Annotated in this window: 18 protein-coding genes and 1 pseudogene; 17 read left to right on the top strand and 2 right to left on the bottom strand. The window is 38.9% G+C overall.

The window, feature by feature from the left end:
• Window positions 1–25 precede the first annotated feature (25 nt).
• The 12 genes from WYK_RS15145 to WYK_RS15090 all read left to right on the top strand — a co-directional run bounded on the left by WYK_RS15145 (window position 26) and on the right by WYK_RS15090 (window position 13682).
• Window positions 26–904, top strand: coding sequence for a LysR family transcriptional regulator (locus WYK_RS15145; protein ID WP_040375319.1), 879 nt, complete (start codon window positions 26–28; stop codon window positions 902–904).
• 36 nt (window positions 905–940) lie between these two features.
• Entirely contained in the window at window positions 941–1486 is a 546-nt protein-coding gene (locus tag WYK_RS15140; protein WP_040375318.1) for a GNAT family N-acetyltransferase, read from the top strand.
• A 238-nt stretch (window positions 1487–1724) separates the two neighbouring features.
• A complete protein-coding gene (locus tag WYK_RS15135; RefSeq protein ID WP_040375317.1) occupies window positions 1725–2933 on the top strand; it encodes an amidohydrolase in 1209 nt (402 codons plus the stop codon).
• Window positions 2934–2959: 26 nt separating this feature from the next.
• A complete protein-coding gene (locus tag WYK_RS15130) occupies window positions 2960–3973 on the top strand; it encodes an ABC transporter ATP-binding protein (RefSeq protein ID WP_040375316.1) in 1014 nt (337 codons plus the stop codon).
• Window positions 3970–4983 (top strand): ABC transporter ATP-binding protein, encoded by a 1014-nt coding sequence (locus WYK_RS15125; RefSeq protein ID WP_051387550.1) that lies wholly within the window; start codon window positions 3970–3972, stop codon window positions 4981–4983. Before WYK_RS15130 ends, WYK_RS15125 begins: the two co-directional genes overlap by 4 nt.
• Before the next feature lie 50 nt (window positions 4984–5033).
• Window positions 5034–5984, top strand: a complete 951-nt coding sequence (locus WYK_RS15120; RefSeq protein WP_040375315.1) for an ABC transporter permease — start codon at window positions 5034–5036, stop codon at window positions 5982–5984.
• Window positions 5985–6008: 24 nt separating this feature from the next.
• The gene (opp4C, locus tag WYK_RS15115) at window positions 6009–6929 is read left to right on the top strand and encodes an oligopeptide ABC transporter permease (RefSeq protein ID WP_407951465.1); all 921 of its coding nucleotides are present in this window, start codon (window positions 6009–6011) and stop codon (window positions 6927–6929) included.
• Window positions 6930–6954: 25 nt separating this feature from the next.
• Window positions 6955–8574: an ABC transporter substrate-binding protein gene (locus WYK_RS15110; protein ID WP_040375313.1), complete on the top strand. Its 1620-nt coding sequence runs from the start codon at window positions 6955–6957 to the stop codon at window positions 8572–8574.
• A gap of 143 nt (window positions 8575–8717) precedes the next feature.
• Complete coding sequence (locus WYK_RS15105; RefSeq protein ID WP_040375312.1) at window positions 8718–9266, top strand: glycerol-3-phosphate responsive antiterminator; 549 nt, start codon at window positions 8718–8720, stop codon at window positions 9264–9266.
• A gap of 221 nt (window positions 9267–9487) precedes the next feature.
• Window positions 9488–10312: an MIP/aquaporin family protein gene (locus WYK_RS15100; protein ID WP_040375311.1), complete on the top strand. Its 825-nt coding sequence runs from the start codon at window positions 9488–9490 to the stop codon at window positions 10310–10312.
• 32 nt (window positions 10313–10344) lie between these two features.
• Window positions 10345–11835 (top strand): glycerol kinase GlpK, encoded by a 1491-nt coding sequence (gene glpK / locus WYK_RS15095; RefSeq protein ID WP_040375310.1) that lies wholly within the window; start codon window positions 10345–10347, stop codon window positions 11833–11835.
• Window positions 11836–12008: 173 nt separating this feature from the next.
• Window positions 12009–13682, top strand: a complete 1674-nt coding sequence (locus WYK_RS15090) for a glycerol-3-phosphate dehydrogenase/oxidase (RefSeq protein ID WP_040375309.1) — start codon at window positions 12009–12011, stop codon at window positions 13680–13682.
• 58 nt (window positions 13683–13740) lie between these two features.
• Here WYK_RS15090 and WYK_RS26345 read toward each other — a convergent pair whose 3' ends face one another.
• Both WYK_RS26345 and WYK_RS15080 read right to left on the bottom strand, forming a co-directional pair.
• The gene (locus WYK_RS26345; RefSeq protein WP_412769704.1) at window positions 13741–14193 is read right to left on the bottom strand and encodes a polysaccharide deacetylase family protein; all 453 of its coding nucleotides are present in this window, start codon (window positions 14191–14193) and stop codon (window positions 13741–13743) included.
• Window positions 14103–14438 (bottom strand): hypothetical protein, encoded by a 336-nt coding sequence (locus tag WYK_RS15080; RefSeq protein ID WP_040375307.1) that lies wholly within the window; start codon window positions 14436–14438, stop codon window positions 14103–14105. The genes WYK_RS26345 and WYK_RS15080 overlap by 91 nt, the downstream gene beginning before the upstream one ends.
• A gap of 389 nt (window positions 14439–14827) precedes the next feature.
• On the opposite strand from WYK_RS15080, the gene WYK_RS15075 reads away from it, so the two are divergent.
• The 5 genes and pseudogenes from WYK_RS15075 to WYK_RS15055 form a co-directional block, all read left to right on the top strand.
• Window positions 14828–16903, top strand: a complete 2076-nt coding sequence (locus WYK_RS15075) for a methyl-accepting chemotaxis protein (protein ID WP_040375306.1) — start codon at window positions 14828–14830, stop codon at window positions 16901–16903.
• 135 nt (window positions 16904–17038) lie between these two features.
• Window positions 17039–18052: a serine hydrolase domain-containing protein gene (locus tag WYK_RS15070; protein WP_235782524.1), complete on the top strand. Its 1014-nt coding sequence runs from the start codon at window positions 17039–17041 to the stop codon at window positions 18050–18052.
• An 84-nt stretch (window positions 18053–18136) separates the two neighbouring features.
• Complete coding sequence (locus WYK_RS15065) at window positions 18137–18589, top strand: HIT family protein (RefSeq protein WP_040375304.1); 453 nt, start codon at window positions 18137–18139, stop codon at window positions 18587–18589.
• The gene (locus tag WYK_RS15060) at window positions 18582–19379 is read left to right on the top strand and encodes a protein phosphatase 2C domain-containing protein (protein ID WP_040375303.1); all 798 of its coding nucleotides are present in this window, start codon (window positions 18582–18584) and stop codon (window positions 19377–19379) included. Before WYK_RS15065 ends, WYK_RS15060 begins: the two co-directional genes overlap by 8 nt.
• 274 nt (window positions 19380–19653) lie before the next feature.
• Window positions 19654–20417 (top strand): annotated as a pseudogene (locus tag WYK_RS15055) (hypothetical protein); the annotation flags it as partial.

Below are 20417 nucleotides of genomic sequence, written 5' to 3'. Positions count from 1 at the left end.
AAAATTAAAGATTAAGGAGGCGGTTATGGAATTTTCTTGGTTAACTACCTTTATCACCGCTGCTCACTGTGGGAATTTTAGACAGACTGCGGAGCTTCTGTATATCTCGCAACCATCTGTAACCGTCCATATTAAGCATTTAGAAAATGAATTAGGCGTGCAGTTATTTCTGCGTGAAGGTAGAACTATGAAACTAACGGAAGAGGGAAGACGATATCTAGTTCATGCAAAGAAGCTGTTTGATGTCTATCAATCTGGTTTAGAAGATTTAGAGTCGTTTAGACAGGGGTATACCACTAAAATATCCCTAGCCATTTCCCCATTGATAGCGGACACCATCCTTCCGTATATACTCAAAACATATCTGAAAAAGCATCCACAGGTAGAATTTTCATTGAAAATTATTGAATCAATAGAAATTGAAGAGGCAGTTTTGAAGGAAGAAGTAGATATCGGTCTGTCATGTATTAACGGAGCGCATCGAGACATCATCAGTGAACTTCTCTATCAAGATGAAGTTATATTAGTTGCTCCCCATGATGGATTGGACTCAGAGTTCGCACCTCCTTTAGATGAAGAAACGGTTTTAACATCGAATTATCTATTTACCCATAATCACCCTGAGTACTGGGACAGTTTATGCAGAGCCGTTAAAAGCAGTTATCCTTCAATAAGAATGATGGAGGTCTCACAGGTCCATATTACCAAACGTTTTATTGCTGAAGGATTAGGCGTCTCCTATTTACCGATATCAACAGTAAGAAGAGAATTGCTTGAAGGCAGGCTGCTCGAGGTACCAAGTCAATTCATCAAACGACCAGAAGCGAATACCTATGCAGTTATGAAATATAAACATACCAAACAACAAGAATTTTTGGCGTTTATCGCGAATTATCGAATTTGATAGAACTTTAATGACTAGAGAAAGCAGGTGCATAACATGTTTTCGTTTCAAGTAGATGACGAGCTGAAAATCGAACTGATCCAACAACAGCATAAGGAGGAATTATTTCGGTTAATTGATACGAATAGAGAGCATCTGCGTAAGTGGCTGCTATGGGTGGATAAAAGACAGACGGCGGAGGATTTCGATACCATTATTCCACAATGGATTTCCAAGTTTGCAAATAATGACGGGTTTGATGCCGGAATACGATACAATGAACGATTAGTAGGTATGATTGGTTTGCATCATATAGATTGGAAAAACAAAGCAACGAGTATTGGGTATTTTTTATCGGAAGAAGCGCAAGGAAATGGAATCATTACGAAATGTGTCAGGGCATTGATCACCTATTTATTTAATGAGTTAGATTTGCATCGAATCGAAATCCAATGTGCAGAAACTAATCATAGAAGCAGGACCATTCCTATAAAATTAGGTTTCTTTGAAGAAGGTGTAACGAGAGATGGTCAATGGCTATACGACCATTATGAAAACTTGATAACTTATAGTTTATTAAAATCGAAAGACTGTACGAAATAAGAAAGGAAAGTCCCAAGGGCACCTTTCTTTTTTTATGTAATTAAGACTATATAAACCGGGGGTGGAAATGGTTTTGTTTGATTCTTAATATTCTGAATAATCAATAATTTAACTTGTTTTCAACAAATGTTTTTAGTATAATCATCCACAATGATAGATAAAGAGAGTTCATTTTAGTTGAAAGTAACCTGTCTCAAATTTATTACAAAATACTTTTATAGTAGGGAGAGTGTTAAGCATGCTCCAAACATGGCATAACGAATTAGAAATTCTTTATCCCCAGCTTGTTAAATGGAGACGTCACTTACATCAAAATCCTGAGCTTTCTTTTCAGGAAGTGAAAACACCTGCTATGATTGCCCAAATCCTTGAGAGTCTTGGAATTGAGGTAAGAAAAGGTGTAGGAGGCAGGGGAGTAGTTGGTGTAATTCGAGGAGGAAGGCCTGGCAAGACGATTGCTTTACGTGCAGATTTCGATGCTCTCCCGATTAATGATTTAAAGGATGTTCCTTATAAGTCACAAGTACCAGGCGTTATGCACGCCTGCGGTCATGACGGTCATACGGCCACTCTTCTAGGTGTAGCTTCTGTACTTAATCAAAACCGGAGTAATCTCGCTGGAAATGTGGTCTTACTTCATCAACATGCAGAGGAGCAAACTCCAGGCGGCGCTGTTTCGATGATTGAGGACGGATGTCTAGAGGGAGTAGATGTGGTATTTGGCACCCATCTCACCACAAGTGCACCAACAGGAACCTATCTTTACAAAGAAGGTTTAATAATGGCTGCTTCTGACCAATTTAATTTAACTGTGCAAGGCAAGGGCGGACATAGTTCAACACCACATGAAACCATTGATGCAATCACGGTTACCACACAAATCATCCACCATTGGCAATACATCATCAGCAGGAAAGTAGACCCTCAAAAACCAAGCGTTCTGTCAGTAGGTTCTTTTCACGCAGGACTAGCCCCAAATGTTATTGCAGATACCGCAGAGATTTCAGGATCAGTAAGGACGTATGATGCAGACGTACGAGATCAGATTGAACGAGAAATAAGAAAAGCCGTTCAAGCAATCTGTGATGATGCTGGAGCAAGCTATACGCTGGACTATAAGCGCGGTTATCCATCGGTTAACAATCATCCAAAGGAGACCAAGGTATTTGTTCAAGCAATGGAAAAAGCAGGGTTTACGGATCGACTCTCCGAGATGACCCCATTAATGGGAGGGGAGGATTTCGCTTATTACTTAGAGCAGATTCCAGGAACTTTCTTTTTTACTGGAGCTCGAAATGAAGAAATTGGTGCAGATATGCCTCATCATCATCCAATGTTTGATTTTGATGAAACGGCGATGCTTGATGCTGGAAAAGCATTCTTAACGCTCATTCATCATTATGCAGTAGAATCAGCCGAGCAAAAAGCGGCAGAACCAATTAGTTAAAAAAGGAACGAAAAGGAGGGGTCTTTTTGACGCAAAGTCTGCTGAAGGTAGAACATTTACAAACCGCCTTTAGAACGGGAAAAGGCGAGGTGGTATCAGTTGAAGATGTTTCATTTCAGCTGAATGCTGGACAAACCATTGGCATCGTCGGAGAATCCGGCTGCGGAAAAAGCGTTACCTCTCTTTCCATCATGAGGCTGCTCGGTCAAACAGGCTATATTAAAAAAGGCACTATTTCTCTGAATGGAAAAGACCTGACGAAACTGACCGAAACAGAATTGAGAGACGTACGAGGCAATGAAGCCGCGATGATCTTTCAAGAGCCTATGACATCACTAAATCCTGTTTTTACAATTGGGAATCAAATGATTGAAATGATTCAGCTTCACATGATGATTTCAAAAAAAGAAGCAAAACAATATGCCATACAAATGCTACAAAAGGTTGGGATTCCAAGGGCAGAAGAAGTCATTAATGAATACCCTCACAAACTTTCAGGTGGAATGAGGCAAAGGGTTATGATTGCTATGGCACTCTCTTGTAAGCCGAAGCTGCTAATTGCGGATGAACCAACCACGGCTCTGGATGTTACCATACAGGCACAAATTCTTGAACTGATGAAAACGCTGCGTGATGAATCGAATACAGCCATCATGATTATTTCTCATGATTTAGGTGTGATCGCTGAAATGGCGGATACAGTTCTGGTGATGTATGCCGGAGAGGTAGTAGAGGAAGCGGACGTCTTTACACTATTTGACGAACCTAAGCACCCCTATACCCTGGGTCTAATGAAATCCATTCCTCACCTTGAAACAGAATCAGAAGAAAGGCTTGCCTCGATACCAGGAACTGTACCTACCCTGCAAAATATGCCGAGTGGCTGTCGCTTTCATACTCGTTGTCCATATGTAATGGAACAGTGCTTAAAAGAAAAACCAAAATTACAAGGACTAGATGAAAAAATGGGTCATCAGGTCCGCTGCTGGCTTTATGAAGAAGAACAAAAGAGTGAAAACCGAGAGGAGGCGGTTTTATGAATGAGACATCTGTGCTGGTGAAAGATCATGATTCTTTTCAGGAACAACAGCCTATTCTTCGTGTAGAAGGATTAAAGAAGTATTTCCCGATAAAAAAAGGAATTATTTCTAAAACAGTTGGATCAGTAAAGGCTGTCGATGGTCTAGACTTTTCTGTTTATCCTGGTGAAACATTGGCACTCGTTGGAGAGTCGGGGTGTGGTAAATCAACGACTGGCCGTGCTATCGTGCAGCTTGATAAACAGACTGAAGGAACCGTGTTTTTTGAAGGAGAAAATCTATCAAACTTATCAAATGCAGCGCTAAGAAAAACAAGGACACAGATGCAAATCATTTTTCAAGATCCCTTTTCATCGTTAAATCCGAGAATGCGTATCGGAGATTTATTAGCTGAACCACTTTTGACCCATCAAAAGATTAGTCGTAAGGAAGCCGTAGAAAAAGTAGATGATATATTGAAAATTGTCGGTCTAACACCATCGCATAAATCACGATATCCTCATGAGTTTTCCGGTGGTCAGCGCCAAAGAATCGGTATTGCCCGTGCAATTATTTTAAATCCAAAACTAATTGTCTGTGATGAACCTGTCTCGGCGCTCGATGTATCGATACAGGCACAAATCTTAAACTTACTTAAGGATCTTCAAAAAGAATTTCAATTAACGTATATCTTCATCGGTCATGGACTTGGAGCCGTTAAGTACATTAGTGATCGTATTGCGGTCATGTACCTGGGGAGAATCGTTGAACTAGGAACAACTGAAGAAATCTTTAAAAGTCCAAGACACCCTTATACACAAATCTTATTAAATGCCTACCCGATTCCTAATCCGCACTTGCGGGGACGTGAACGAATCGTCGTGAAAGGGGATGTGCCAAGCCCAGCTAATCCACCAAGCGGCTGCAGTTTTCATACTCGCTGTCCATACGCCCAAGAAGTTTGCAAACAAGTATCTCCCGTACTAACGGAAGAAAAGCGTTCGGTAGCATGTCATTTCCCACTTGCCTAAAATGGATAAAGAATGTCATCGATCAATCTTTAGAAAAGGGGAGGACAATGATGTTTCAATATATGGTACGTAGAATCCTAATCGCCATTCCAGTCTTATTCGGTGTTACGATCTTCAGTTTTCTTATTGTAAACCTAGCACCTGGAAATCCAGTCGATATGCAAGTTAATCCTTATGCGACAGAGGCGGATATCCAAACAAAAAAAGAAGCATTGGGGTTAAATGATCCTATCCATATCCAATATGTACACTGGCTCGTCAATTTGGCAAAAGGAGACTTTGGCTATTCCTTTAGTACGTATGAACCGGTTTTAACGATGATAGTGGACCGGATTGGACCGACCCTATTGTTGATGGGGGCAGCGTTAGTACTTGCTTATGTTATCGCGATTCCCATTGGCATTCTCAGCGCAACGAAACAATATTCTTGGATGGATTATTTTACTACATCTTTTTCCTTTATCGGTATCTCAATACCTAACTTTTTCTTAGGTCTGGGTCTTATCTATATTTTTGCGATTACTTTTCAAATCTTCCCGACTGGAGGCATGAATACACTTGGCAATGAGGGCGGATTGATGGATACGCTCGCCCATTTGATTATGCCGGCAATTGTACTGGCAACGGGCATTGCAGGAAATATGGTGCGATATGTTCGCTCAAGTATGCTTGAAATACTTGGACAGGATTATTTGAGAACGGCAAGGTCAAAGGGACTAAAAGAGTTTTTTGTGGTCAATAAGCATGCTCTCAAAAATGCCTTGATTCCGATTATTACAGTCATAGGTGTAGATATACCGATGTTAATCGGCGGTGCGGTTGTCACTGAACAGATTTTTCAATGGCCTGGTCTTGGTCAGCTGACGATTCAGTCAATTGGTTCACGAGATTATCCGACGCTAATGGCGATTAATTTAATGGCTGCTATTGCCGTACTGCTTTCCAATCTGATTGCAGATATGTTGTATTCAGTGGCGGACCCTCGGATTAAATACAATTAATGGAAAGGAGAGGGCGTAATGTCGATGGCGAGTACAAAGCTTGGAAATAAAAAGCCCTTACCTGAAATCCCTTTAAACATCATTGAAGATCTCGGCAAGGAAGAAAGCTATCTATCACTGATTACTAAACGTTTTATTAAACATAAGCTTGCAGTTTTGGGGCTGATCGTGTTTGTTCTCATTGCATTCATGGCCATTTTTGCTCCGTGGATTGCACCTAGCAGTCCAACTCGAATAACCGGTGACTTCGCAGCAAGTCCATCTTCTGCGCACCTTCTTGGTACAGACCAAGTCGGACGGGATCTTTTAAGCCGACTTATTTATGGCTCTAGAGTCTCACTATCCGTAGGTATAGGGGCAGTAGCTATCTATGTAACCATTGGCACGATACTGGGTGCCGTGGCAGGATACTTTGGAAAATGGATAGACATGCTGATTATGAGAGTCACCGATGTATTCATGTCATTTCCTTATTTAATGGTCATACTTGTTCTCGTTAGCATTATGGGCCCTTCATTAACCAACATCATTCTAGTGATTGGTTTACTCGGCTGGCCGGCTGTGGCTAGGATTGTTAGAGGGAGCGTTCTTTCAATAAAAGAAATGGATTATGTCATGGCAGGTGTGGCATTAGGGTATTCAACACCTAAAATTATTTTTCGGCATATCCTGCCGAACTGTCTGGCACCGATTCTTGTGAATGCAACGTTCGGTATTGCCTCGGCTATCATATTGGAGGCTTCCCTAAGCTTTTTAGGTCTTGGTGTCCAACCTCCAACAGCCAGCTGGGGAAATATCTTAACGGAGGCACAATCACTCTCTGTACTAGCGAATCAGCCATGGTTATGGGTACCGCCTGGTATGTTAATTTTACTGGCAGTTCTTTCGATAAATTTTATGGGTGACGGCCTTAGAGATGCAATGGATCCGAGAAGTATAAAATAAAATAGAGAAATAGGGGGAAATCAAAATGGGGAAACTAACAAAAATCACCAGTATGCTGTTCCTTGCAGCCATGATCTTTTTGACCGCCTGTAGTAAGGACAGCGGTGAAAAGGCGTCAACAACAGGTGAAAAGGATAAAACGATGTTTCTGGGAATGGTGAATCCGCCTATCCTATTTAATCCAATTAACTCATCGGATGTTGCTTCACAATTCGCAGAAAAATTTATGTTTGATTCCTTTTTGGAAATGACTGGTCCACAGGAATTTGCGCCGAAGCTTGCAGAATCATTTGAGACGACTGACAATCAAACGTATACGATTACGCTGAATAAAAATGCGAAATGGTCTGATGGTAAACCGGTCACAGCCGATGACGTTGCCTTCACTTTTAATCTAGTGGCTAATCCTGTGGTTGAAACCGTAGTCGGGGGTTATATTTCCATGTTTCAAGGATTAGATGAAAATGGAAAGCTTCAGGGGGGAGACAAAGAAATTCCATCTGTGAAAATTATTGATGAAAAGAAAATTGAATTTAAAACAAAAACTCCTGTTGACCCAAATATGATCAAAGAACAGCTTGGAACAAAATTTATGATTCTTCCGAAGCATGCACTTGAGAAAATTGAGCCGGCTAAGTTGTCTCAAGATCCATTTATGCAGAATCCAACAGTAACAAACGGTGCTTACCAATTTGTCCAATATAAGAAAGATCAATATGTTGAATTTAAACAAAATCCGGATTACTACCAAGGAAAAGTAGAACTTAGTAAACTATTCATAAAAGTAATGCCTGCTGCCAATCTAGTCGCGCAGCTTCAAACAGGTGAACTTCACATGAATGTTGCAGGAGGCATAGGGAAAATCGTACCGACTGATTATGAAACGGTTGAAAAAATTGAAACCGTTAAAACAAAGACGGAAAATACGTTTGGTTTCCAATCAATGATGTTTAATACGGAGACGATTAAAGATCCGAAAATTAGAAAAGCGTTTGCTCAAGCTGTCGATCGACAACAAATCGTTGATAAATTGCTTAAAGGGTATGGCGAGGTGATTGATGGGCCGTATACAACCATCAACCCATACTTGAATAAAGATCTCAAAACGATTACTTATGATCCGGCAGCAGCGAAAAAAGCGCTTGAGGAAGCAGGGTGGGATTTCGAAAAGGAACTTAACTTTATTGTACCAACAGGAAATAAAGTACGTGAACAAGCTGCTGATATCATTACACAGAACTTAAAAGATGCAGGTGTAAAGGTTAAAATGACCACCTTTGATTTCCCGACTTTGATGGCAAAGGGCAAGGCGGGAGAATTTGATGCCTTGCTTATGGGGTTCACGTTTACATTGGATCCTGATGTATCTTCTCTATATACGAAAACAGGCGCTTATAATTTCATGAGTTACGATAATCCTAAAAGTGATGAACTGTTGAATAAAGGAAAATCCGAGGCTGATCCTGAGAAGCGAAAAAAATTATATGATGAAGTACAGGAAATATGGGAAGAAGATATGCCGATTATCACCCTGTTCTCTGATTTTGATTTTTCGGCCGTATCCAAGAAAGTAACCAATGGAGAGCCTAAAGTGTTTGGCTTCCACCATGAAACGTTTAAATGGAATATAGAAGGCGCTAACTAAGAATGAAGAAAGAGTGTATGAATGAATACGCTCTTTCTTTTTTTGTTGGAAGAGTTGTGTATACTATGAACAGATAGGTGTATGGTACTATTAAGTTGAATTCGATAACTACCTATAGGTTATTAACGTTCTAGGAGGAAAAAATGAACCAAAAAATATTACCTGCTTTTACAAATATGAAAGATTTTGAAAAGTTTTTAGTCAGCTCTTATGAAATTGGTGTTTTCTTGGATTTACATATTTCACAGATGAAAAATGTTAAACGGATGACGGAAAGCAGCGGGAAGAAGATTATTTATCATGTCGATTTAATTCAAGGAATAAAGAATGATGAGTATGCAACGGAGTATATTTGTCAGGAATACAAACCCTACGGATTGATTTCAACAAAGGCAAGTGTCATTTTAAAAGCAAAACAAAAAGGAGTAGTGGCCATTCAACGGATGTTTTTAATTGATTCACATGCAGTTGAAAAAACGTATAAACTTGTGGAAAGAACGAAACCGGATTATATAGAGGTACTCCCAGGCGCGATGCCGTGGATGATTAAAGAAGTGAAGGAACGATTGAATACGCCTATTCTGGCCGGTGGGTTAATACGAACTTCTGATGAGGTAAATAATGCCCTTCAGGCAGGTGCTTCTGCAATTACGACTTCTAAACAAGAATTATGGAGATTATATGAAGAATAAGGCTGTTTTTTTAAAAAATGAAAGTTTAATATAAATACTGCGTCTTTTTCTTGACAGCGTTTTCATAGGCTTGTATAATTCAAATTAAGTTAATGAAATGTGACGGAGATAAGGAGATTCACACAGTACTGCCTCTATAGAGGATTATTCTGTGTGAATTTTTTTTGTCTATCTCATCATTTTATTTGTAAGGAACATAAAACTTAAGGGGTGTGTTGACCATGTCACCATTTTGGGGCGAGGTAATTGGTACGATGATATTAATTGTTTTTGGTGCAGGGGTAGGAGCGGGTACGTCGCTGACGAAATCGTACGCGAAAGATTCAGGATGGATTGTCATCACCATTGCATGGGGTCTTGCCGTAACACTAGGGGTATTTGCAGTGGGTTCAATTAGTGGTGCGCATTTAAATCCAGCTGTTACGATTGGATTGGCGCTTAATGGTTCGTTTGCTTGGGGAGATGTACCCGGTTACATTCTGGCCCAAATGATAGGGGCGATTATCGGAGCAGCACTTGTCTTCCTGCAGTATCTGCCGCATTGGAAGGCTACGGATGATCAAGGAACAAAGCTTGGTGTCTTTGCGACAAGCCCAGCTATACCGCACACATTTTCGAATTTATTAAGTGAAATGCTTGGTACATTTATGTTGGTTCTAGGATTATTGTATATTGGAGCGAATGAATTTACTAAAGGATTAAATCCTTTTGCGGTTGGTTTATTAATTATAGCGATTGGGATGTCACTTGGCGGAACAACGGGGTATGCCATTAATCCTGCACGTGACCTTGGTCCGCGTATTGCTCACTTCTTATTACCGATTCCAGGCAAGGGTCCTTCGAACTGGGGATATGCTTGGATTCCGGTAGTCGGACCGATTTTAGGCGGTTCTTTAGGAGCGGTATTCTATAAATATATGTTCAGTGGAACCATTTCTACATCATTTTGGGTAGTACTAGTTGCGAATATAGTCGTATTAGTCCTAGCGTACGTTCTTGGGGAAAAGAAACAAAGTGAAATGGATAGTTCAAAAATTGCTGTCTAATTAAAATACGAGTAAAGAAAAGGGGAAAGCAAATGGAGACGTATATTTTATCATTGGATCAAGGAACAACGAGTACACGGGCTATTCTTTTTAATAAAAAAGGTGAAATCGTTCATACTGCACAGCGTGAATTTACTCAATACTTTCCAAAGCCGGGCTGGGTTGAACATAATGCAAATGAAATTTGGGGCTCTGTGTTGGCAGTTATAGCTGAGCTTCTATCTTCATCTACGATTAAACCAGAACAAATTGCTGGAATTGGTATTACGAATCAACGGGAAACAGCAGTGGTATGGGATAAAGAAACAGGAAATCCGGTATATAATGCAATTGTGTGGCAATCAAGACAAACGAGTGGAATTTGTGACGAATTAAAAGAAAAAGGATATAGCGATACCATAAGAGATAAAACAGGTTTGCTTATCGATGCATATTTTTCCGGCACAAAGGTGAAATGGATTCTTGATAATGTTGAAGGCGCCAGGGAAAAAGCGGATCAAGGGAAACTTCTGTTTGGGACAATTGATACGTGGTTAATCTGGAAAATGTCTGGCGGCAAGGCGCATGTTACGGATTATTCGAATGCATCCCGAACGCTGATGTATAATATCCATGAATTAAAATGGGATGACGAACTTCTAGAAATTTTAACAGTACCTAAATCAATGCTTCCTGAAGTCCGTCCATCTTCTGAAATCTATGCACACACCGTTTCGTATCATTTCTTTGGTAAAGAAATTCCGATTGCCGGGGCAGCAGGAGATCAGCAGGCAGCCTTGTTTGGCCAAGCGTGCTTTACAGAAGGAATGGCCAAGAACACCTATGGTACAGGGTGCTTCATGCTGATGAATACGGGTGAAAAAGCGATCCGTTCTGAAAATGGTCTATTAACAACATTGGCTTGGGGTATAGACGGGAAAGTAGAATATGCGCTTGAAGGCAGTATATTTGTTGCTGGTTCAGCAATTCAATGGCTGCGAGATGGAATGAGAATGGTTAAATCAGCTGCAGATAGTCAGAGTTATGCCGACAAAGTTGATACAACCGATGGTGTATATGTGGTACCTGCTTTTGTCGGTCTTGGAACTCCTTATTGGGACAGTGATGTGCGTGGATCCGTATTTGGATTAACTCGTGGTACAACAAAAGAACATTTTATCCGTGCAACGTTAGAATCAATAGCATATCAAGCAAAAGATGTGTTATCAGCCATGGAAGCAGACTCAGGAATCGAATTAAAGACTTTACGCGTTGACGGCGGGGCTGTTAAAAATGATTTTCTTATGCAGTTCCAAGGAGATATTTTAAACGTGCCTGTAGAAAGACCTGTTATTAATGAAACTACGGCACTGGGTGCAGCTTATTTAGCAGGACTTGCAGTAGGCTATTGGGAAAGCAGAGAAGACATTGCTTCACAATGGGCGATCGAACGTTCTTACGAGCCGCAAATGGAAGAAGAACAACGGGAATCGCTTTATAAAGGATGGAAAAAAGCTGTTCATGCAACTATGGCTTTTAAATAATTTTTTATTCTCGAGGCTAGGGATTTTTATTTATCAGCGATTTCTGGTATACTAAACTCAAGTTAATAAAGTCGGTAGGAGACATGGAGAGACCACGAAACACATTATCATCATTGATAATGTTGATTTGTGGTCTCTTTTATTGATTTCTGCCAAAATGGAGGGAAATAATTATGAACTTTTCAAATAAAAATCGTAGTGAACTTATTACTTCTTTAAAGAAAGATAAATTAGATTTATTGGTAATTGGCGGAGGAATCACGGGAGCAGGTATCACGCTGGATGCTACAGTCAGGGGAATGAAGACGGCTGTAGTAGAAATGCAGGATTTTGCAGCTGGAACGTCTAGTCGATCAACGAAGCTCGTTCACGGAGGGTTACGTTATTTAAAACAATTTGAAATTAAAATGGTTGCTGAAGTAGGTAAAGAACGAGAAATCGTTTATGAAAATGGGCCGCATGTTACAACACCTCAATGGATGCTATTGCCTTTCCATAAAGGGGGAACATTTGGTAGTTTCAGTACAAATATAGGGTTGAGAGTTTACGATTTCCTTGCAGGCGTTAAAAAAAGTGAACGTAGAAAAATGTTGTCTCAACAAGAAACGTTGACTAAGGAGCCGCTAGTGAAGAACGAGGGCCTTCAAGGTGGAGGGTATTATGTAGAATACCGTACCGATGATGCCCGCCTTACGATTGAAGTTATGAAGACAGCTGTTGAATTAGGCGCAAAAGCACTTAATTATTCAAAAGTTGAAAATCTACTTTATGAAAATGGAAAAGTAGTAGGTGTCTTAATTAATGACCAATTAACAGGTGAAAAACATGAGATTTATGCAGATAAAATTGTCAATGCAACAGGTCCTTGGGTAGATAAAATACGTGAAATTGATAATTCTAAAAAGGGAAAAGCACTACAATTAACAAAAGGTGTGCATCTAGTTATTGATCAGTCCAGATTCCCGCTGAAGCAAGCTGTTTATTTTGATACACCGGATGGCAGAATGGTATTTGCCATTCCTCGTGAAGAGAAGGTTTATGTTGGAACAACCGATACGTTCTTCGATGAAGATGCGGTTAGTCCGAATATTACAAGCAGTGACCGTGAGTATGTGCTTAAATCAATTAACTATATGTTCCCAACTGTGAAGGTTACAGAAAGTGATATTGAGTCTAGCTGGGCTGGTGTTCGTCCGCTTATTTTAGAAGATGGAAAAGATCCTTCTGAAATCTCCCGTAAAGATGAAATTTGGGAATCAGAGTCAGGATTAATTACCATTGCAGGTGGTAAATTAACAGGATACAGAAAAATGGCAGAAACGATCGTTGATTTAGTTGCCAAGAAATTCGAACAAGAAAAAAATATTAAATACACAAATTGTCAAACAAAACATCTTCCAATTTCAGGTGGTAATGTGGGCGGCTCTAAGCAATTTGAAAGCTATGTTCAAAAACAGATTGAAAAAGGCCAGTCGCTATCGTTGACACAAAAAGAAGCTGAACAATTAGCTACTCGTTATGGATCAAATGTTCCAACCATTTTTGACAATTTAGATACAATTAGAAAAAATGCAGAGCAATATGGCCTGCCAATTGTATTAATGGCCAAACTTCAATATGCACTTGATCACGAAATGACAGCAACTCCAGTCGACTTCTTATATAGAAGAACAGGAGCTTTGTTATTTGATATTGACACAGTGAGAAGTTATAAGGATAAAGTCATCGACTTTATGCAAGCTTACTTTAACTGGTCTGATGAAACAAAACAAAAAATGATTTCTCAACTTGAATATGAAATTAAACATGCTACTGAAGCTATAGATGAACCAACCGTAAAAGCGTAAAAAAACGTAAGAAAAAGCTGTCGAGAAACTAAACTCTCGACAGCTTTTTTTCGTTAATTCATTGATACACTGACTTTGGAATTTTTATAAATGGAGTTCCATCATCATATTGCGTTCCATATTCTTGATAGACTAAGTAAATTCCGCCCTTGTAAAATGAGAACTGAGTGTTTTTGTTAACGGTAACGTCGCTTATTTTTAAGACAGTATCGGAGTAGGGTTTATGTGTACTAAGATAGGCAAACGCATATTTTTGTACTTTTTTATACGTACACGATGTTTTAAGAATATCTTTAATTTTATAATGCTTACCCGTTACTAGGTCAAAATTATACATGGTCACATGGGTTTTACCCGACTTTCCGCCCGTATACGCGTAATCGGAATAATAAAGACTAAGTTTTCCGTTTGCGTTATATTTTACTTGAAATAGAGTGTTATATGAATAGCTGCATTTAGGCGTTTTTTTACATAATTCTTTTTTGGATACGGCTTTTTCTGCTTTTTTAATTGAAGATAAGATTTATGTGATTTTTCAGCCGCTTTTTTTAGTGTGGAATTAATCTTACTCGCTGTCTTTTTGTTTATTCCAGATACTTGTGGATATTTTAATGAACTGATTCCTTTATATGAATGCTTAGTAATTTTAGGGACAGGGGATTTGGCACTTGCTTGATTGTAAAGGCTAGGGAACAGGCATAATGTAAAAAGAATCACTATAGTAATCGAAATTTTTATTAATTGTCGATCTTTCATTAAACTTCCTCCTGTGTATTTATTTACACATACAGAATAAAGGAGAGAGATATTGATAGAAACAAAAATTATCAGACAAATTTTTTTAACATACAAAGAGACCTAATTCTAAGAAGAATCAGGTCTCTTTGTATGTTAATTCATCACCCATTTGTCCTTCATAAATAAGATCCGGCAGATAATAAAGATAATGAATAGTTTACCGTGAAAATTAAAATTCCGGCAATCCGGTCATAAATGAGTAATGTGAAGGGTCTTCTCTGAAGATCCTTTTTTTGATTTACCAATAATAAGTAAAAAATACTGTAAATTTAACGTTATTTACCGATAGTAATTAGTACACTATGAAACGACGGTTTTACATATTAGAAAATAAGGAGAAAGTGCCATTGGAAAAGTTAAAAAGAAACAATAAGGAAAAGAGAAAAAAGAGGGTATCCATTCGCCTGAAGTGGATGTTCTTAATTAGTATTATAGTTCTGCTCGTGCTGATGGCCTCTGTCACATCTGTATATATCAAGGTTTCATCTATATTTGAATCAGATAATATAACAGCTAATAGGAGTTATGCCAAAAGTGCAACATCTCAGATAAACATAGATTTAAAGAATTATGAGAATTCCCTTGAACTAGCAGCACAAATGGTCACAAGTGAAACAGATTCTACGTCCAAAGAACGTTTGACTGACATACTAGAATCCGTTCAAAAAAATAATAAAAATATTATCTCCGCATATTATATGGATGGCCGTGACGGAAGCTTAATGTCGTATCCAAAGTTGAACTTTAACAAAGATGCTCGAGAGACTTTAACATATAAAACACTAACAGAGAAGCCAGAAACCAAATGGATGGATGTATATAAGGACGAATTGTCACAACAAATCATGACAGCTGTTGTAACACCTGTCCTAATAGATGGAAAAATGGTAGGTGCTTTAGGATATGATGTTGACCTGTCCGCTATAGGGAAAACGAGAAAGGATATCGAAGACCATTCAAACAGTCAGCTAATCATTCTCGATTCACAAGGGTTTATTGTTTCATCCTTTATGGAGGGGATGGACGGAAAGAATATCAACCCTAAAAATAGCGGGACGGTCGAAGGTGTTGAAGACTTACTAACAGATTCGAAACAATTTTCTTCACAGTTTGATTGGGTAACGAAGATGTATGAAGGGAAGAGTATTACTTCACAGCCATTGAAATGGGCAGGTAAAGAGTATACCGGTCAGGTCAATAGCGTGCCAGAATTGAATTGGAAAGTGTTATCGTTTACCTCTGACGAAATCGCTGCTTCTAAATTAAATGAAATTAGCCGAGCTGCGATACTTTCTGAAGTATTTGGCTTACTATTTGGCGTGTTGTGTGCTCTATTCTTAGCCAACGTTTTAAGAAAAATCATTGCTAACCTAGAAGGCGTGATAGGAAAAACGGCGAGTGGTGATTTAGTGACAGAATATCACTATCAAGCAAATGATGAATTTGGCGACCTATCGGTGAGTTATAATGCCATGCTAAGCAGATTGAGAGGACTCATTGAAAAGGTCAATGATAATACACAGTCTGTAACAAATGCAACCAGTGGATTAAGCGTTATTGCTGCTGAGAGCAGTACGGCGATTTCAGAGGTATCACGTTCAATTGAAGAAATAGCTATAGGGGCAGCCAATCAATCAGAACATGTCGAGCAAGGAGCAAGTGCCATCCGCGAACTTAGTAACGAAATGGATGAGTTAAGGGAGCAATCTAATCAAACTCAATCCGTGTTACATTCAGCTTCTAGAAAATTAGAAACAGGCAAAGAACAAGTCGACAGACTAGAAACCTCTTATCAAAAATTAGAAGCGGCCTTCAAGTCTGTTACGCATATGAGTACAAGTCTGGTTGAAAAGTCGAAAACAATTTCAAATGTTACACATGCCATTTCGCAAATTGCTGAGCAGACTAATCTATTATCTCTTAATGCATCGATTGAGGCAGCAAGAGCCGGAGAACATGGAAAAGGATTTGCTGTCGTCGCAAATGAAGTACGAACGCTTGCTGATGATTCCAAGAAAGCTACTATTGATATTCAAAACACTATTAATAGCATTCTATCAGATACAGAGAACCTGTTAAAAACAACGAACGAAACCAACCAAATTAGTCTGGATCAAAAGAGTGCCGTCCTTACGGTAAGAGACTCGATGATAGAGCTCGAGACTTCAGTCATACAGATATCGCATTCCATAAACAAAGAGACAAAAACAATCGGCATGCTGAATGAACAGAAGAAAACGGTCATCGCTATGATTGAAGAAATAACAGCCGTGTCTCAACAAACAACAGCAGCCTCAGAAGAAATTGCATCCTCGATGGAGGAGCAAGCGGCATCATCTAACGAACTAGCTCAATATACGCAAAACGTAAACGAATTAATTAATGAATTAGAAATAACGTTAAGAGAATTTATTATCAAATAGAGCAAAAGATAATCCAAAAAAGACATGGTGTAACCTCCATGTCTTTTTTGTTTTAGGTTATTCTTTATAAAAACTTACATTCGTATAGATGGTATAATATTACAAATGGGGGGCGTTGATCTGAAAAATATAAATATGAACGAACGTATGAAGTATTATCATGTAACCGGTTTAAGTCTTGCAGTTATTGATAATGGTCAAATCAGTACATCAGCATCCTATGGTCTACTAGAAACAGGAACGAATAGACAGGTGAAACATCGTTCCCTGTTTAATGCTTGTTCCATTAGTAAGTTTTTAACATCTGTTTTGGCTATGACTCTAATAGAACAAGGGATTTTGGCGTTGGATGAAGACGTAAACGTGAGGCTTTCATCGTGGGAAATTCCTGATAATGAACGAACAAAAAATAATAAAGTAACGCTGCGTCATTTACTTAGTCATCAATCCGGCCTGATTGACCCTAAAGGGAGTTTTCCTGAACTTACTTCGATTAATGCTCCCTCAATGGTTGAACTGTTGGAAGGAAGAACATCTTATTGTACGGAACCTATTGAAGTACAGGTTGAGCCAGGCAGCGAATTTCACTATTCAGATGCAGGGTTTTGTATCATTCAGCAGTTGATAGAAGATGTGACTGGTAAACCATTCAATGTTGTAATGAAAGAGCGCATATTTAGCCCTTTGAGAATGAACCAGAGCACATTTAATTTACCATTAGAAAGAGAAAATATTTCATGTGGGCATAACAAAAATGGCGAAGTAGTGGAAGCGAAATATCCGATCTATCCTTATCCAGCAGCAGCGGGGCTTTTGAGTACACCCTCAGATCTGGCACTTCTGATTATCGAATTAATGAATTCAGTTCAAGGAAAGAGTAGGATTGGACTTTCATCAAGTAAGGCAAAAGAAATGATTACCCCGCAAGGTAAAACATGGACAGGCCTTGGTTTGTTTTTAAACGGCTGCACAGACCGAGAAATTGAAATTTCATCATTAGGCTGGGGTGTTGGTTCTCAATGTATGATGGCGGCATTTCCTTCTTTAAAAACTGGACTAGTCGTCATGACAAATACAGATATAGGGATTCATCAATTACAGGGGATTATTGGAGAAATCTACCGTTCCTTTACCAAATCTCGTAAATAGACTTAGTATAGATAAAAATAAAAAAATACCATTTTATTACTTTTCATACTATAATCTTTGAAAACGAGTTAGGGGGAATATAAAATGGAAGACTGTTTTATCTGTACTAAGCATGTGGGAAAAATAGAGACGGCAGGGCCAGTTATCTATGAAGATGATTACGTATATGTTGGGCATATTGATCATAATGGAGAACCTGGATATTTAGGGCACATAATGATTGATTTAAAACGTCATGCTAGGCTAATTGGAGATATGAATCTAGCAGAAGCACAGGCATTTGGCGCCATTATGGCAAGAGTCAGCCGGGCTCTCGTCAATTCTGAAGGAGCAGAGCATATCTATTCACTGGTTTCAGGAAATTCTGTTTCTCATCTGCATATGCATCTAATTCCTCGTTATCCAGGAACACCTAAAGAATATTGGGGTGCATTGGAAGTATACGAATGGAGTGAAGCACCAGTAGGTAATACGGCAGATATTCAAAGTCTCAGCATACGTATAAAATCTTATTTGGAGGATCATCAGCATGAATAAATTAGGCTGGGTTGGAAGCGAACATCCTTTTGTGGATGAGGTAAGTGTCGTACAGGTGAATCAGGTAACAGTGGGGCGGTTTGGCGGAAATTCAGCTGCTGGTTCATACAAAAATGAAGATGGCTGTATCGTTTGGGCGGATGAACAACAAGAGTGGGAGTTTGCGGTGGTACTTGATGCGCATTATTCAGCAGATAGTGCAGTACTTATTGTCGATCGCTTTCAAAAAGAACAAATGAACGTGGAAACTATCCTTTCCCAGCCAAGCCCCGTTGCACTCAAACAAATAGAGGAGCACATATTAACGGTTCTTCAAAGTCGTGGTTTTATACAAGCATGCCGAGAAGTGAAAGGGGAAACCGCCTGCTTATTCGTGGTAAGAAAAGAAAACTATGTTTGGTGGCTATCAGTGGGAGACTGCATGTTTTATCTTCTGCATCCAGAACTAGCAGACTTGGGTCAATATTTACTGAATGAGCGGCAATTTTATGAATGGATTGGACAAGTGAACACCTTTGACCAGCCTGTGCCCTGTTTTACTAGAGGAACACGTGAATTAAGAACAGGCAGCAATCAGATTTTTTTAACCACCGATGGACTGACAGAATGCCCTGGGGAACCTTATGCTGAATCGGAATCAATCTATCATGCTTTAATGGAGATATCAGCTGATGAAGCCGTAAGGAAGATGCTCTGTGACATTCAGGAGCATCATGTGAGAGACAGTACGACGATTATTACTTGGAACGTTCACGTAGAGAGACAAGCAAGTATGCCAAGTGATTTATAAAACAGCCTAGGTAAATATAGCCATTCTTGTAAACTTGTTAAGACTTATTCCGATAAAAGAATAGAATTCTTTGTACATTGGATTTCTTTTGTTAAATGGGTAAAAAATGATACAAAAGATGTGAATTTATACAAATAAATCTGGAAATTATTGAAAATTCTCACTTTTTGTAATAGAATTCTAGCAAAGCCAGAAGCAAACCGAAAGCAAAAAATATAAAAAACATAATAATAGAGATAGATTCGGGATAAACCTTAACAAGGGGATGGAATGTTTGCATATCGGCAAAAGATTAAAAGAAATGAGGAAAAGAAGTGAAAAATCTCAGGACCAAGTAGGTCATGGAATCATCTCCACTTCACATTTCAGCAATATTGAGGGTGGTCGATTTGTACCTTCTCAGGATATACTATACTTACTAGCAGATCGATTGGCTGTCCCGTACACATACTTTGAAGACATACATATTGATGATCCGGACCTAGCTGTTCTGCTAAAAGAATATCAAAGAATTATTGAAGGGGGCGAGCTGGCACAGATTGAGAGCTTCTATCATGAAAATGAATCGAAGTTTGAATTTATCCCTTCCTTAAATCAAGAACTATATTTCAGCTTGCTGCGAATTCTTGATTTAATCAATGCAAACCGAATTGAGGATGCCGATCAGCTCTACAAGAATAAAGTAGTTAATTATGTGGATCCAAGTCAGGTATACATGCTTAGTGCCGAAATACGTGAAAAGTACTTTTATGTAACCGGCTTAATTCATTACATTAAAAAGAATTACGAAGAAAGCATTCATAATTTTCGTAAAACAATAACATTGACTAACGATTCAATGTTAAAGGCTCGTTTGACCTATAATGTTGCGTTATCTTTATTTTATCTTTATGAATATACAAGTGCACTGAAATATTCTTTAAAAGCAAAAGAACTATATCTTAATCTTCATGATTGGGCAAGGACAGCTGACTGTTATAATTTAACAGCACTTCTTTATAAAGAAGTAAATGACTATGAGAGTGCGGAATCATATAT

The organism is Peribacillus psychrosaccharolyticus ATCC 23296 (genome assembly GCF_000305495.1).
Taxonomy (GTDB): domain Bacteria; phylum Bacillota; class Bacilli; order Bacillales; family DSM-1321; genus Peribacillus; species Peribacillus psychrosaccharolyticus.
This window is presented reverse-complemented; position numbering and strand designations above follow the sequence as displayed.